Here is a 15,248-nt window from a genome sequence, read left to right as displayed (position 1 = left end):
CCCATGTCGAAAGCCGCGCATCCGATGCGTCACGCCATCGCCCTGTCCGTTGCCCTGCTGCTGGCCGCCTGTTCACAGTCGCAGGTGGAAAACAGCGAGAAATCCGCCGCCGACCCGGGCCATGCCAGCGGCGAACACGGCTCTTCATCCTCCGCCGGCCTGCCACCGGGCCGCGAGGCCGCCGGTGAAGCCCGCGCCAAGGTGAAGAGCAAGGCCACCAACCAGAGCTGCATCGACTGCCACGGCGCCGACGGCAATGCGCCGATCGATGCGACCTATCCGAAGCTGGGTGGGCAGTACGGTGACTACCTGGCGCATGCGCTGCAGGCCTACCGTGCCGGCGACCGCCAGCATGCGCTGATGACGCCACAGGCGAAGGACCTGAGTGATCAGGACATCGCCGATCTGGCGGCGTATTTCGGCAGCCGACCGAGCCAGCTGCGGGATCTGCACGGGGTTAAATAGGATCGGGCGCCGTGACGCCCTCGCATCTGTAGATACCGTGTCGCCCTCGCCTAGGCAAGGGCGACGTCAGGCTCAAAGGGTCGGCCACTTCTCAGTACGCCCCAAATCAGATGGATGAGCTTGCGCATCACTGCACACATGACGACCTTGAAGGGCTTGCCTTTCGCGCTGAGCCGGTCTGCAAAGGACTTCAGTGTGGGGTTGTGGGTCTTCCCGGTCAGCGCCGGCATGTACAGCTTTTTGCGGAAATTGGCGTCGCCGACGCGTGATATCCGGCATTTGCCTTCGTAGTTTCCTGATTGACGCTGGGCCGGATTCAGGCCCGCGTGGGCAACCACCTGGCGCACGTCGCTGTATTTGCTTAGATCCCCCAGCATGGCCAACAGCTGGGCACTGCTGGTGTTGCCTACACCGGGGATGCTGGTAAGCAGTTGATGACGCCGGCGCAGGTCCGGATCGTTATCGATATGGTCCTCAATCGCCTTCTGGACCTGCTTGATCTGCTCTTCCAACGTCCGGATCACATCCTTGATCCCTTGCTGGACCGAGATATCGGCAACGTCCAGGCGGTTGTGCTCCATCTGCAGCATTTCCTGGAGGTCATCTCGACGCCGTACCAAGGCGCGCAGCTTCACCTCCGAGGGCGTCGGTGGAACGTAGGGATACAGCTTTTCCGAGCGTTGTGCCTCAAAAAACCGGGCAATCAGCTTGGCGTCGCTGCGGTCAGTCTTGGTCCGCATCCCCTCCGCCTGCCCAAACGCCTTTACTCGGGCGGGATTGGCCACATGAACCACTACCCCCGCTTCCACCAGTGCTTGAGCCAAGGCCTCGTGATAGATGCCTGTAGCCTCCATACCTACCGCCGCGTTCGGCGCATGTTTGGCGCGCCAGGCCAGAAGCTCATCAAAACCCTTTGGCGTATTGGGGAGTTTGGCCTTGGTTCGATACTTGCCGTGAGATAGAGGCAGGGCGATGTCAAAAGTCGCCTTGGCTGCGTCGATGCCGATAAATTGCATGATTTCGCTCCAGCTTGAACTTACGATCGTGATCGGAAGCCGCCAGACTTGCCCTTGTGAGTACAGGCTCTCACCCGATGGCGGGCCTAAGATACCGTTCAAGTTCCATGGCGGTGTCAGGCCGCCGACGCGCTGAATCTACTTTGCAAGCTCGAAGGCTTAAGAGCCGAGGCAGCGTCATCGGAGCCTCCCGGGTCACCGGGGGATTGTGCCTGATCAGGGCACGATCCAAGACACAAGAGCCGAGCCTGCGCTCGGCCGCTTTTCGGTAGCGCCGGGCCATGCCCGGCGGAAAACCAGAAGCGCCGCGCTGCGCGCTCGCGGGGCATGTCCCCGCGCTACCGGCATCCTGCGCGCCCCACGAACACCGCGCCCGGCGGGAACACGCCCCGGTAGCGCCGGGCCGCGCCCGGCGGGCGCGGTTCAACCCTCAGCCTTCCAGCTCTTCCCAGCGCGCGTAAGCCGCATCCAGCTCGGCCTGCACCTTGGCCAGCTGCTGGGTGTGCGCGGTTACTTCGGCACTGCTGCGGGTGTAGAACGACGGGTCGTTCATCGCCGAGGTCAGCCCTTCGACGTCGCCTTCCAGCTTCTCGATGGTCTTCGGCAGCTGCTCCAGCTCGCGCGCTTCCTTGTAGGCCAGCTTGCGCTTGGGGGCTGCCGGCGTAGCGGCCGCTGCAGCGGGTGCGGCGGTGGCCGGCTTGGCAGCAGCCACCGCCGTCGGCGCGGCGGCAATGCTGCTGGCGTACCGCTGCCAGTCGCTGTAGCCACCGACGTACTCACCGATCACACCGTCGCCTTCCATCACCAGCGTGGAGGTCACCACGTTGTCGATGAAGTCACGATCGTGGCTGACCAGCAGCAGGGTGCCGGTGTACTCGCCCAGCAGCTCTTCCAGCAGCTCCAGGGTTTCCACGTCCAGGTCGTTGGTCGGTTCGTCCATCACCAGCAGGTTGGACGGCTGTGCGAACAGCTTGGCCAGCAACAGGCGGTTGCGCTCGCCACCGGACAGTCGGGTGATCGGCGCACGCGCACGTTCCGGGGTGAACATGAAGTCCTGCAGGTAGGCATGCACGTGCTTGCGCTTGCCGTTGAACTCGAGGAAATCGCGGCCTTCGGCCACGTTCTCGATCGCGCTCCAGTCTTCACGCAGCACCGCGCGGTACTGGTCGAAATAGGCGATCTGCAGATTGGTGCCGGGATTGACTTCACCCTTCTGCGGCTGCAATTCGCCCAGCAGCAGCTTCAGCAGCGTGGTCTTGCCGCTGCCGTTGGGACCGATCAGGCCGATGCGGTCGCCGCGCAGGATGGTGGTGCTGAAGTCACGGACCATGGTGCGCTCGCCGAAGGCGAACGAAATGTCCTTGACGTCGATGACCTTCTTGCCCGAGCTGACGCCCTGGGCCGCTTCCATCTTGACGTTGCCACTGAGGTCGCGGCGCGCGGAGCGCTCGTTGCGCATCGCCTTCAGGCGACGTACGCGGCCTTCGTCGCGGGTACGGCGGGCCTTGATGCCCTGCCGGATCCAGACTTCTTCCTGCGCCAGCAGCTTGTCGAAGCGGGCGTTTTCCTGCGCCTGCGCGTTGAGGCGTTCCTCGCGGCGGCGCTCGTAGTTGGCCCAGTCGCCCGGCCAGCTGGTGACCTGGCCGCGGTCGATCTCGACGATGCGGGTGGCCAATGCGCGCAGGAAGCGGCGGTCATGGGTGACGAACACCACGCTGCCGCTCCAGCCCTTCAGGAACGCTTCCAGCCAATCAATGGCTTCGATGTCGAGGTGGTTGGTCGGTTCGTCCAGCAGCAGTACGTCCGGGCTGGACACCAGCGCGCGGGCCAGCAGCACGCGGCGCTTCATGCCGCCGGACAGGCGGCCGAACTCGGCCTCGCCGTCCAGGTCGAGCTTGGTCAGGGTTTCGCTGACGCGCTGGTCCAGGCCCCAGCCGTTGGCGGCGTCGATCTTGGCCTGCACGTTGCCGAGCGCTTCGCCATCGAACACCTCTGCATGGCTGAGGTGGTGGAATTCGGCCAGCCACTGGCCCAGTTCGCCGAGGCCATCGGCGACGACGTCGAACACCGAGCCGGCGGCGCCATGCGGCACTTCCTGCTCCAGGCGGGTGACGCGCACGCCCTGCTGCACGCGCACTTCTCCGTCATCGGGCTTGTGGTCGCCGGACAGCAGCTTGAGCAGGGTGGATTTGCCGGCGCCGTTGCGGCCGATCAGGGCGATGCGTTCGCCCGGCTCGATCGACAGTTCGGCCTTTTCCAGCAACAACGGGCCGCCGACGCTGAAGTCGACGTTCTGTAGGGTAATCAGAGGCATCCGGCCATTGTACCGGTTGGGGGCGTCGGCCGGGTTGCACCCGGCACCCGCAGAGGCAACGTCAACGGCCGAAGCAACAGCCAAAGCTGGTTTCCTGTGGGATGGCGGGGTGGGTCCGGTTGCAGGGGACGCTGCAAGTACGTCCATGTAAGCTCGGTCGCGCCATCCATGGCGCTCACGCCCCCGCAACCGGACCCACCCCGCCTTCGACAGTTTCCCGCTGCTGTTGGTGGGTGCCGACCGTTGGTCGGCACTGGGTCGGCTCCCGTTGCTGCGCAACGGGCTCTGACCCCTTCGTGGAGTTCGCGCTGTGGAAGACGGATCTCGGCTACTGCACCTCCCCCAACAACGCCTGCAACCCCGGCAACCATTGCTTGCCCGGGTGACGTACCAGCCACAGGGTGCGCTGCAGGGCGGGCAACGGGGTCTCGAGCACGCGCAGGCGGCCGAGAGCCAGCGGCTCTTCCAGTGCATGACGCGAGAGGCAGGCCAGGCCAAGACCGGCGATGGCGGCCTGCTTGATCGCTTCGGTATTGCCCAGCTGCAGGGTCTGCGCGAAACCGCGCAGATGCGGCAACAACGCCTGTTCGACGGCCTCGCGGGTGCCTGAGCCGGGCTCGCGCAGCAGCCAGCGTGCGCGGCGCAGTTGATCCAGCGTCCAGCGCGCGGGGGCGTCGGCGGCAGCCACAATCACCAACGGGTCCTGCTGCCAGGCCGTGACCTGCAGGCCGCGCTCGTGGCACGGGCCTTCGATCAGGCCGGCGTCCACATCCAGGCGCTGCACGGCGGCGACCACGCCGGCACTGTTGTCGATACGCAGGTCGACCTCGGCCTGTGGCGCCTGCCGCAGCAGTTCGGCGATGCGTGGCGGCAGCAGGTAGTTGCCGATGGTGGTACTGGCGGCCAGCACCAGCCGCAGTGGTGCGCCTTGCGCGGGGTCACCGCCGGCGGCGAGCTGGCGCTCGAGGTCGGCGGCGTTGACCAGCAGCGTGCGCGCGGGTTCCAACAGGGCGCGGCCGTGGCCGTTCAGCGCCAGGCGGCGGCCGATGCGGTCGAACAGCGGGGTGCCGAAGTGCGCCTCCAGCTCCTGCAGGGCGGCGCTGCTGGCCGACTGCGAGAGCGCAATGGCCTGGCCGGCGGCAGTGGTGCTGCCGTGGTCGGCGATGGCAACAAAGACCTGCAGCTGGCGCAAGGTCAGGCGCATGGCACTTACCTTCTTGATGGGTAGGTTTCACCCATATTATTCGTTTTACAGGTCATCGTCTGGCGCGCACGCTTGCCACGTCACCCCAGCCCTGCTCCTGCCATGAACGCCCCCGCTCTCTCCTCCTGGTCCCTGCCCGCCCTGCGTCAACGCTGGCAGCCACGCCTGCCCGGCCTGCTGCTGGTGGGCCTGATCGCGGCGGCGTCGCTGTACCTGGCCGAGCTGCCCTGGCTGCAGGCGCACGGTCTGAGCGCGCTGACCGTGGCCATCGTCGCCGGCATCGTGGTCGGCAACACCCTCTACCCGCGGCTGGCGCCGAGCAGCGCGGCCGGCGTGGGCTTCTCCAAGCACTGGCTGCTGCGCGCCGGCATCGTGCTGTATGGCCTGCGCCTGACCTTCCAGGACATCGGCCATGTCGGCGTCACCGGCGTGCTGATGGACGTGCTGGTGGTCGCCAGCACCTTCGGCCTGGCCTGCTGGCTGGGCATGCGCGTGTTCAAGATGGAACGCGAGGCGGCGATGCTGATCGGTGCCGGCAGCGCGATCTGCGGCGCGGCGGCGGTGATGGCCGCCGAACCGGTGGTGCGCGGCCGTGCTGCGCAGGTCACGGTGGCGGTGTCGACGGTGGTGGTGTTCGGCACGCTGGCGATGTTCCTGTATCCCGCCCTGTATGCGCTGGTGCAGTCGCACGGCTGGCTGGCGATGGACGCGCAGCAGTACGGCCTGTTCACCGGTGCGACGGTGCATGAAGTGGCACAGGTAGTGGCGGCTGGCCGCGCGGTCAACGAAGCGGCGGCCGATACCGCAGTGATCACGAAGATGGTGCGGGTGATGCTGCTGGCACCGTTCCTGGTCGCGCTGTCGCTGTGGCTGGCGCGTGACGGCAAGGCCAGCGCCGACGGCAGCAAGGCGCGCATCGTGGTGCCGTGGTTCGCTTTTGGTTTCGTGGCGGTGGCCGGGTTCAACTCGCTGCATCTGCTGCCGGCCGGCCTTCAGACGGGGCTGGTGCAGCTGGATACCGTGCTGCTGGCGATGGCGATGGCCGCGCTGGGCCTGACCACCCACGTTTCGGCGCTGCGCCAGGCCGGCCTGAAGCCGCTGCTGCTGGCGCTGATCCTGTTCGGCTGGCTGCTGTTCGGCGGGCTGGCGATACACCAGGGTGTGCTGGCGGTGCTGGGCTGAGCGGGCCCGTGCCGACCGAGGTCGGCACCCACCAGTAGATCCACGCCATGCGTGGATGGCGGCTCCAATTGGGGGGCAGAGCCCTTTCCTGCGGAAAGGGATCTGACCCCACCCCATTAGGCGGGAGCGGCCGCGCGGACGGGTACAATGCGCCATGACTGACTTCTCGACCCTGCCGCTGAGCCCGGCCCTGCAGCCCGGCCTGGATGCCCTCGGCTACACCACTCTCACCCCCGTGCAGGCGCAGAGCCTGCCGGCCATCCTCGATGGCCGCGATGTGATCGCACAGGCGCCAACCGGCAGCGGCAAGACCGCCGCCTTCGGCCTGGGCCTGCTGCAGGCGATCGACCCCAGCCTGATCCGCGTGCAGGCGCTGGTGCTGTGCCCGACCCGCGAACTGGCCGACCAGGTCGGCAAGCAGATCCGCAAGCTGGCCACCGGCATTCCCAACCTGAAGCTGTTGCTGCTGGTCGGCGGCGTGCCGCTGGGCCCGCAGCTGGCGTCGCTGGAAGGCCACGACCCGCACGTGGTGGTCGGCACGCCCGGCCGCGTGCAGGAGCTGGCACGCAAGCGCGCGCTGAATCTTGGCGCGGTGCGCACGCTGGTGCTGGACGAGGCCGACCGCATGCTCGACATGGGCTTCGAGGAGCCGATCCGCGAGATCGCCGGCCGCACCCACAAGGACCGCCAGAGCCTGCTGTTCTCCGCCACCTTCCCGGACAGCATCCGCGCCATGGCGCGTGACCTGCTGCGCGAGGCAGTGGAAGTGACCGTGGAAGGCGCCGACCAGGCACCGGCCATCCGCCACATGTTCTGCGAGGTGGAACCGGCGCACCGCCAGAAGGCACTGGCCGGCCTGCTGCTGAAGTACACGCCGGAATCGGCGGTGGTGTTCTGCAACACCCGCAAGGACGTGGACGAAGTAGCCAACTCGCTGCAGCAGTTCGGCTTCTCCGCACTGGCCCTGCACGGCGACATGGAGCAGCGCGACCGCGAGGAAGTCTTGTTGTTGCTGGCCAACCGCAGCTGCAACGTGTTGGTGGCCAGCGACGTGGCCGCACGCGGCCTGGACGTGGAAGAGCTGGCGGCGGTGATCAACTACGAGCTGCCGACCGACGTGGAGAGCTATCAGCACCGCGTGGGCCGTACTGGCCGTGCCGGTGCCAGCGGCCTGGCGATCAGCCTGGTGGCCGGCCGCGAGAAGACCCGCGCCGAAGCCATCGAAGCGCAGATGGGGCAGCCGCTGGACTGGCAGAAGACGCCGCTGGCGACTTCGCGCCCGGCCGAGCTGCCGCAGGCCGCGATGCGCACGCTGCGTATCGACGGTGGCAAGACCGACAAGCTGCGCCCGGGCGATATCCTCGGTGCACTGACCGGCGACGCCGGCCTGTCGAGCAAGTTCATCGGCAAGATCGCGATCTTCCCGACCCGCTCCTATGTGGCGATCGCGCGTGAGCAGGCCAACAAGGCCGTGGCCAAGCTGGAAGCCGGCAAGATCAAGGGCCGACGTTTCCGCGTGCGGATGATGTAACCGGGTGACCTGTAGAGTCGAGCCATGCTCGACTCTGTGGGAACAGCGAACGGCAACAGCGCTGCCAACCAAGGTTGGCAACTACCGGCTCCCGGCCATTCGCTCTGGTAGATGCCAACCTTGGTTGGCACCTACCCTCTAATCAGAACACCAGTTCGGTGTGCAGCGGCAGATCCGCTTCCCAGCGCGCGCGGCCGCCGAGGCCGTCGAGCTCGACCAATACGCCGGCACCGACCACGTCAACGCCCAGGCGGCGCACCAGCGACAGCGCCGCAACCAGCGTGCCGCCAGTGGCCAGCACGTCGTCGATGATCGCCACGCGGGCACCGGCCGGCAGCGCATCGGCGTGCACTTCGATGCAGTCGCTGCGGTATTCCAGCGTGTATTCCTCGCGCAGCACCTGGCCCGGCAGCTTGCCCGGCTTGCGCACCGGCACGAAGCCGACACCCAGTTCCAGCGCCATCGCGGCGCCGAGGATGAAGCCACGCGATTCGATGCCTACCACCGCGTCCAGCTTCTGGTCACGCCAGCGGTCGGCCATCGCGGTGATGGCACCGCGGAAGTCCTCGCCGTGGGCGAGCAGCGGCATGATGTCCTTGAAGAGGATGCCGGGCTTGGGGAAGTCGGCGATGTCGCGCAGGCGGGAGGCCCACTGCGGAGCGACGATGGCGTCGGTCATGTCACGTTGGCTATCTGATGGCGGCATAGGGTACCTGTTCCGAGCGCCGCCTGCCTGTTGAGGGTGTTCGGCCGGGCTGCGCCCGGCACCTGCAGAGGCCACCGCGCAAGCAAAAGCGAAAGCAAAAGCCGCATTCCGAGAGATGGCGAGGTGGGTCCGGTTGCGGGAGACGCCGTAAACCCGTCCATGGGGGCTTGGCCGCGGCATCCATGCCGCGGACACTCCCGCAACCGGACCCACCCCGCCTTCGACAGACTTCTGCGATCTGTTGATCCATGCGATGCGTGGATGGATCTCTATCGAAATCGAATGTTTCGAGAATTGAACGAAGAGCATCCACGCATGACGTGGATCTACCGTGTCGACCAAGGTCGACACCTACCCACAGCAGCGGGAATCTGTCGGAGGTGGGGCGGTGTCGGAGTGCGGGGTGTCAGCCGCATGGATGCGGCTGCCAAGCCTACAGGGACGTACTTGCGGCGTCCCCGCACTCCGACACCGCCCCGCCAAATCACGGAATCCAGCTTTTGCTCTGGCTGTTGACCTGGCCTCTGCGGGTGCAGGGCGCAGCCCTGCCGAAACCCACCCTCAGGAACTGCAGGACAGCATCGAGCAGCCGGCGCGATTGTCGGCCCAGGACGGGCGCTTGCCCGCGAAGTGCTCGAGCCCCGGGCGCTCGGTGTATGGATCGCGCAGCACGTCCTGCAACGCATGGACACCGCCGAGGTCGCCCTGCTCCGCGCGGTCGATGGCCTCCTGGGCCAGCCAGTTGCGCAGCACGTACAGCGGATTGGCCGCGGCCATCTTCGCCGTGCGCTCACTGGCCGACAGCGGATCAGCCTGCAACCTTGCCGCGTAGTCCTGCAGCCAGTGCTGCAACGGTGCCTGCACCGCCTGTTGGCGCGCCTCGTCGTAGTACACCGCGTCCAGCAGCGCCGCATCCGGTGCGGCCGGATCGAGGCGCATCAGCGCGCGCCAAGCCAGGGTCATGTCCATGGCACCGTCCTGCATCAGCTGCTGCCAGCGCAGGTAGAGCTGCAGGTCGTCATCGTCGGCCGCGGCCAGGCCGAGCTTGGCGGCAGCATCGCGACGCGTGCAGGCCACGAAGGTGGACTGATACGCCGCCAAGCCCGCCTGCAGTGGCGCAACATCGGCAAACAACGGCGACAGTGCCTGCGCCAATCGGCTCAGGTTCCAGTACGCCACCTGCGGCTGGGTACCGAAACGATAACGGCGGCCCTGTGCGTCGGTGGTGTTCGGCGTCCAATCCGGATCGAAGTCCTCGACCCAGCCGTAAGGGCCGTAATCGAGTGTGAGGCCGAGCACGGACAGGTTGTCGGTGTTCATCACGCCATGCACGAAACCCACGCGCATCCAGTGCGCGATCATCTCGGCGGTGCGCACCGCGATCTGCGCGAACCAGTCGCCGTACAGCGTCTCGCCCTCCCCTTCCAGCTCGGGGAAATCGCGGGCGATGCAGGCATCAACCAGCTGCTGCAGCAACGCGGTTTCACCACGCGACGCAGGCAGCTCGAACGAACCGAAGCGCAGGAACGACGGCGACACCCGGCATACGATGGCGCCGGGCTCGGCGCGCGGATGGCCGTCATAGAACATGTCACGCATCACGTCTTCGCCGGTGCCTACCAGCGACAGCGCGCGCGTGGTCGGCACACCCAGATGATGCATCGCCTCGCTGCACAGGAATTCGCGGATCGACGAGCGCAGCACGGCACGACCATCCGCCCCGCGTGAGTACGGCGTCGGGCCGGCCCCCTTCAGCTGCAGCTCCCAGTGACGGCCATCCGGCGCGACCAGTTCACCCAGCGAGATCGCACGCCCATCGCCGAGCTGACCGGCCCAGTGACCAAACTGATGGCCGCCGTAGTTGGCTGCCCATGGCTGCATGCCGGCGTACAGTGCATTGCCGCCAAACACTTGCGCGAAGCCTTCGCTCTCGACCTCAGCGGTATCGAAGCCAAGCATCTCGGCGACATCCGGTGCCCAGGCCAGCAGCGTGGGCGCCGTCACCGGGGTCGGCATCACTGGCGACCAGGCGGCGCCCAGCACTTCGCGGCGGCGTGGGCCGGATTCGGGGTCGCCTGGCAGCATGTGCAGCAGGCGGTTGTCGAAACGGGGGCTGTCGGTATCCATGGTGCTGAAGATGGGGGCGACGGCCACCCTCCTCAATTGCCGCTGAGTGCCTGCAGGTGACCGCCGTGGGCCTCCGCGCGCTGATAGGCCGGGCGTTCACCGATGCGCTTGAGGAAGCCACGCAGTGCCGGCTTGTCGTCGAGGCCACCACCGCGCGCAGCGGCAGCCTGGATCGGGAAGCTCATCTGGATGTCGGCGGCACTGAAGCGCTCGCCGGCGAACCACGGGCTTTCGGTGAGGCGGCGCTCCATCCAGTCCAGGTGCAGACGCCGCTGCGGGCCGATGAAGCCACGCTCGGCCTTGTCGGCGATGCTGCGTGCGATCGGGCGCGCGAAGAACGGCATCGGTGCGCTGCGGATGCGACCGATCACCAGGGTCAGCAGCAGCGGCGGCATCGCCGAGCCTTCGGCGTAGTGCAGCCAGTAGCGGTAGGCGATGCGTTCGGCACCATCAGCAGGCGTCGGCGACGGCGACAGCTGGCGCTGGGTGTCGTAGCGGTCGGCAAGGTAATCGAGGATGGCACCGGATTCGGCCAGCACCAGTTCACCATCCTGCAGTACCGGCGACTTGCCCAGCGGATGCACCTGACGAAGTTCCGGCGGTGCCAGCAGCGTCTTCGGATCGCGCGGATAGCGGCGCAGCTCGTAGTCCAGCCCCAGCTCCTCCAGCATCCACAGCACGCGTAGTGAACGGGAGTTTTCCAGATGGTGGACGATGCGCATGGGGACGATCCTTGGGAAGACCTGCATCGTACCGCGCACGGTGCATGCCCTTTGTAGAGTCGGGCATGGCCGACTCTACAAAAAGCAGCGGGCAATAAAAAACGCCGGAAGCTTTCGCTTCCGGCGTTCTGGCTACCAAACGGTAGCAGACGGATTAGACCGCCTGCACCTGGTCAGCCTGCATACCCTTCTGACCCTGGACGGCGATGAAGGTAACCTTCTGGCCTTCCTGCAGGGTCTTGAAGCCGGTGCCCTGGATGGCACGGAAGTGCACAAACAGGTCCGGGCCGCTTTCCGGGGTGATGAAGCCGAAGCCCTTGGCGTCGTTGAACCACTTGACGGTGCCGGTCTGACGATCAGACATTTGACTAACTCCTGAAACACATGTTGAAAAAATCGCAGCCACCGGGTATCGGGGCCGAGACTGAGTTGCAGGCGTTGGTAAAGCGGATCGATGAGCGGATCGTGAGATCAACTGCACCAGGCCACGATTCACGGTGACCCTAGCAAACACAGTGGGACGAACGATACGCGTGTTTTCTGCAAAAAGCGATAGCCCGGACGTTCATCGACAAACGCCGCCCGCTAGGCGTGGCAAGGGTTGGCGCCTTTCCGCGGCTAACCCCGAGTCCCCATTCAGGTTTTTCCTACCCTACACTGGGTAAATGACTGAAGCTGAAACCCAAGCTGAACACGCCCGCCCCCGTATCTGGGTGGATGCAGATGCCTGCCCCACCGTCATTCGCGACATCCTGTTCCGGGCGGCTGAACGGGTCGGGATCGAACTGACCCTGGTCGCCAACCAGTGGATCCGTACCCCGCCCTCACGCTGGCTGCGCTCGATCCAGGTGCCGCAGGGCCTGGACGTGGCCGACAGCGCCATCGTCGAGCGGGTGGCCGCCGGCGACCTGGTGGTCACCCAGGACATCCCGCTGGCCGCACTGGTGCTGGAAAAGAAGGCAGTGGCGCTGAACCCGCGCGGCCAGCTGTACACCCCGAACAACATGGCCGAACGGCTGTCGATGCGCAATTTCATGGAGGAACTGCGCGGCGCCGGGGTACAGACCGGGGGGCCTCCGCCATTGGGGCCACGCGACCGGCAGCTGTTTGCGGCCGAGCTGGACCGCTGGCTGGCGCGGCATCCGACTCGCTGAACGCGTCTAGCCTTCCTGATCCGGCAGGCGCAGGCAGCGCTGGCTGCTGAACACCCGACGCTCGCCGCTCAACGGGTCGTCGAAGGCCAGCCCCTGCGCCAGCAGCTGCAGCGGCACCTCGGCCGTGCCGGCCGGCCGCTGACGCAACTGCGGATACAGGTCATCGCCCTCGATCGGCGCGCCCAGCATCGCCATGTGCACGCGCAGCTGGTGCTTGCGGCCGGTTTCCGGCAGCAGCCGATAGCGCCAGATCGGTCCCTCACCCTCGATCAGCTCGATCCGGCTGCGCGCATTGGGCTCCCCGGGCACTTCGGCCATGCGGAAGAACGGTTCGGCCGGAGCCAGGCGGCTGTGCCGATGCAGCGGGAACGTCACCGCGGGCAGTGCCGGCGCCAGCGCCTCGTAGGTCTTGTCGATGCGGCGTTCGCGGAACAGCCGCTGGTAGGCGTCGCGCGATGCAGCCTGCGTGGAGAACAGCACCAGGCCTGCAGTCAGCCGGTCCAGCCGATGCAGCGGCACCAGATCGGTATTACCGGTGCTCGCGACCAGGCGTGCCAGCAACGTCTCGCGCACATAACCTCCCGCTGGCGTGACCGGCAGGAAGTGCGGCTTGTCGGCCACCAGCAGGTGCGCATCGAGATGGACGATAGTCTCGGCGAAGGGGATCACCGGCTCGTCCACCACCTCCCGGAAATACTGGATCTCCAGCCCCACCTGCCAGGGCATGTCCGCTGCCAGCGCCCTGCCCTGCGCGTCCTGCACCCGGCCGCGCGTGAAGCGATCCTGCCATTGCTCACGATCGATGCGCGGAAAACGCGCGCACAGGCCGTCGAGCAGGGTGGCCCAGTGGCCGGGCGGAAGCTGCAGGCGGCTGGGCAGGATCATCAGGTCCACTCAGGCAACGAAAAAGAGCCCAAGCGTGCCACGTTGACGCTGCACAGACAGCCCGGCCACGGACACCCCCGGAGCAAACCTCTATCATGGTCCTCTTTAGTCCACGGTACCCCCATGGCTCTCACCGCTACCATCCGCAAGGCCGAACTGCAGATCAGCGACATGGATCGCGGCTATTACGCGACCCACAACCTGACCCTGGCCCAGCACCCGTCCGAGACCGACGACCGCCTGATGGTGCGCCTGCTCGCCTTCGCCCTGAACGCTGGCGACCGCTTGGAGTTCGGCCGCGGCCTGAGCACCGATGACGAACCGGACCTGTGGGAACACGACTACACCGGCGACATCCTGCAGTGGATCGACCTGGGCCATCCGGACGAATCGCGCATTCGCAAGGCCAGCAACCGCAGCCGCCAGGTGCAGGTGATCAACTACGGCGGCAACGCCTCGGAGATCTGGTGGGGCAAGCAGAGCAAGGGCCTGGCACGCTTCGACAACCTGTCCGTGGTGGATCTGGACGGCGACTTCGTCGAGCGCTGGGGCCAGCAGATCAAGCGTGCGATGCGCTGGAGCGTGCTGATCCAGGACGGCGAGGTGCAGCTGCTGGACGACCAGATCCAGCTCGACGTGATTCCGAACTGGCGCAAGCGCGCCAAGGCATGAGCGCGATCCGTTGCGATGTGGTGGTGATCGGTGCCGGTGCAGCCGGGCTGATGACCGCGATCACGGCCGGCCAGCGCGGCCGCCAGGTGCAGGTGATCGACCATGCCAACAAGATCGGCAAGAAGATCCTGATGTCCGGTGGTGGCCGCTGCAATTTCACCAACACCGGCACCACCCCGGCCAACTTCCTGTCGGCCAACCCGCACTTCTGCAAGTCGGCGCTGGCGCGCTACACGCCCTGGCATTTCATCGAGCTGGTCAACAAGCACGGCATTGCGTATCACGAAAAAGAGCTGGGCCAGCTGTTCTGCGACATTTCGTCCAAGCAGATCGTGAAGATGCTGGTGGATGAATGCCAGACGGCGGGCGTGCAGATCCGTACCCAGTGCAGCGTAGAGCGCATCGAGCATGGCACCGATGGTTTCCGCGTACACACCACGCAGGGCTTGTTCCATTGCGCCTCGCTGGTGGTGGCCACCGGTGGCCTGTCGATTCCCAGCCTTGGCGCCACCGGTTTCGGCTATGAGATCGCCCGCCAGTTCGGCCACCAGGTGCTGCCGACCCGCGCCGGACTGGTACCGCTCACTCTCAGCGGCAAGCACCAGGAGCGGTTGGCCGATCTCAGCGGTGTGGCGCTGCCGATCGAGGCACGCTGCAATGGAAAGAGCTTCCAGAACTTCATGCTGCTGACCCACCGCGGTGTGAGTGGCCCGGCGATCCTGCAGATCTCGTCGTTCTGGCAACCCGGTGACGCGCTGGAGCTGGACCTGTTGCCTGGCCAGGATGCCGGCGACTGGCTGCGCCAGATGAAGCAGGAGCGCCCCGCCGCCGAACTGCGCACGGTGCTGGGCGAGGTGCTGCCGAAGCGGCTGGCACAGCGCCTGTGCGAGCACTGGCTGCCCGACCGCCCGGTACGCCAGCTGGACGAGCCGGTGCTGCGCCAGGCTGCACAGTTGCTGGGCGCGTTCCCGCTGGTGGCCAGTGGCACCGAGGGCTACCGCACCGCCGAAGTCACCCTGGGCGGCGTGGATACGGCCGAAGTCTCGTCTTCGACGCTGGAATCCAAGCGCGTGCCCGGCCTGCATTTCGTCGGTGAGGTGCTGGATGTGACCGGCTGGCTGGGCGGCTACAACTTCCAGTGGGCCTGGGCCAGCGGCCACGCGGCCGGCGGCGTGGTGTGAACCACATCGCCGTTCGATGCGCGCAAGGGGTGCGCGCATGGACGGTTCGCCGCGCATCGTGTATCTAGGTTCGCAGATTGGGGAGCAGT

The 15,248-nt window shown here is 66.5% G+C and carries 14 protein-coding genes; 6 read left to right on the top strand and 8 right to left on the bottom strand.

Annotation, left to right across the window (positions count from 1 at the left end):
• Positions 1 to 3: 3 nt before the first annotated feature.
• On the top strand, positions 4 to 465 hold the full coding sequence (locus SMAL_RS08405) for a c-type cytochrome (RefSeq protein WP_006361215.1): 462 nt from the start codon (positions 4 to 6) through the stop codon (positions 463 to 465).
• A 50-nt stretch (positions 466 to 515) separates the two neighbouring features.
• On the opposite strand, the gene SMAL_RS08400 is transcribed toward SMAL_RS08405, so the two are convergent.
• The 3 genes from SMAL_RS08400 to SMAL_RS08390 form a co-directional block, all read right to left on the bottom strand.
• Positions 516 to 1,481 (bottom strand): IS110-like element ISStma4 family transposase, encoded by a 966-nt coding sequence (locus SMAL_RS08400; RefSeq protein WP_012510657.1) that lies wholly within the window; start codon positions 1,479 to 1,481, stop codon positions 516 to 518.
• 430 nt (positions 1,482 to 1,911) lie between these two features.
• Positions 1,912 to 3,795: an ATP-binding cassette domain-containing protein gene (locus tag SMAL_RS08395; protein WP_012510781.1), complete on the bottom strand. Its 1,884-nt coding sequence runs from the start codon at positions 3,793 to 3,795 to the stop codon at positions 1,912 to 1,914.
• A gap of 328 nt (positions 3,796 to 4,123) precedes the next feature.
• Positions 4,124 to 4,999, bottom strand: coding sequence for a LysR family transcriptional regulator (locus SMAL_RS08390; RefSeq protein ID WP_006360934.1), 876 nt, complete (start codon positions 4,997 to 4,999; stop codon positions 4,124 to 4,126).
• A 102-nt stretch (positions 5,000 to 5,101) separates the two neighbouring features.
• Here SMAL_RS08390 and SMAL_RS08385 point away from each other — a divergent pair, with 102 nt between their 5' ends.
• Both SMAL_RS08385 and dbpA read left to right on the top strand, forming a co-directional pair.
• On the top strand, positions 5,102 to 6,181 hold the full coding sequence (locus SMAL_RS08385; RefSeq protein WP_012510780.1) for a YeiH family protein: 1,080 nt from the start codon (positions 5,102 to 5,104) through the stop codon (positions 6,179 to 6,181).
• Between the two features lie 154 nt (positions 6,182 to 6,335).
• Positions 6,336 to 7,712, top strand: coding sequence for an ATP-dependent RNA helicase DbpA (gene dbpA, locus SMAL_RS08380; RefSeq protein WP_012510779.1), 1,377 nt, complete (start codon positions 6,336 to 6,338; stop codon positions 7,710 to 7,712).
• Positions 7,713 to 7,854: 142 nt separating this feature from the next.
• On the opposite strand, the gene SMAL_RS08375 is transcribed toward dbpA, so the two are convergent.
• The 4 genes from SMAL_RS08375 to SMAL_RS08360 form a co-directional block, all read right to left on the bottom strand.
• Positions 7,855 to 8,391 carry an adenine phosphoribosyltransferase gene (locus SMAL_RS08375; protein ID WP_032969786.1) on the bottom strand — a complete coding sequence of 179 codons (537 nt, stop codon included), beginning with the start codon at positions 8,389 to 8,391 and terminating at the stop codon, positions 7,855 to 7,857.
• 588 nt (positions 8,392 to 8,979) lie between these two features.
• Entirely contained in the window at positions 8,980 to 10,545 is a 1,566-nt protein-coding gene (locus tag SMAL_RS08370; RefSeq protein ID WP_012510778.1) for a protein adenylyltransferase SelO, read from the bottom strand.
• Between the two features lie 32 nt (positions 10,546 to 10,577).
• Positions 10,578 to 11,267: a glutathione S-transferase family protein gene (locus SMAL_RS08365; protein WP_012510777.1), complete on the bottom strand. Its 690-nt coding sequence runs from the start codon at positions 11,265 to 11,267 to the stop codon at positions 10,578 to 10,580.
• Between the two features lie 154 nt (positions 11,268 to 11,421).
• Entirely contained in the window at positions 11,422 to 11,631 is a 210-nt protein-coding gene (locus SMAL_RS08360; protein WP_004153307.1) for a cold-shock protein, read from the bottom strand.
• Positions 11,632 to 11,932: 301 nt separating this feature from the next.
• Between SMAL_RS08360 and SMAL_RS08355 the strand changes: the two genes are divergently transcribed.
• Positions 11,933 to 12,421 carry a YaiI/YqxD family protein gene (locus SMAL_RS08355; RefSeq protein ID WP_012510776.1) on the top strand — a complete coding sequence of 163 codons (489 nt, stop codon included), beginning with the start codon at positions 11,933 to 11,935 and terminating at the stop codon, positions 12,419 to 12,421.
• A 6-nt stretch (positions 12,422 to 12,427) separates the two neighbouring features.
• On the opposite strand, the gene SMAL_RS08350 is transcribed toward SMAL_RS08355, so the two are convergent.
• A complete protein-coding gene (locus tag SMAL_RS08350; RefSeq protein WP_012510775.1) occupies positions 12,428 to 13,306 on the bottom strand; it encodes a pseudouridine synthase in 879 nt (292 codons plus the stop codon).
• Between the two features lie 123 nt (positions 13,307 to 13,429).
• On the opposite strand from SMAL_RS08350, the gene SMAL_RS08345 reads away from it, so the two are divergent.
• Positions 13,430 to 13,978 (top strand): YaeQ family protein, encoded by a 549-nt coding sequence (locus tag SMAL_RS08345; RefSeq protein ID WP_012510774.1) that lies wholly within the window; start codon positions 13,430 to 13,432, stop codon positions 13,976 to 13,978.
• On the top strand, positions 13,975 to 15,159 hold the full coding sequence (locus SMAL_RS08340) for a BaiN/RdsA family NAD(P)/FAD-dependent oxidoreductase (protein WP_012510773.1): 1,185 nt from the start codon (positions 13,975 to 13,977) through the stop codon (positions 15,157 to 15,159). Before SMAL_RS08345 ends, SMAL_RS08340 begins: the two co-directional genes overlap by 4 nt.
• The last annotated feature ends 89 nt before the right edge of the window (positions 15,160 to 15,248 follow it).

The sequence above is a fragment of the Stenotrophomonas maltophilia R551-3 genome (genome assembly GCF_000020665.1).
GTDB classification, from domain to species: Bacteria; Pseudomonadota; Gammaproteobacteria; order Xanthomonadales; family Xanthomonadaceae; genus Stenotrophomonas; species Stenotrophomonas maltophilia_L.
This window is presented reverse-complemented; position numbering and strand designations above follow the sequence as displayed.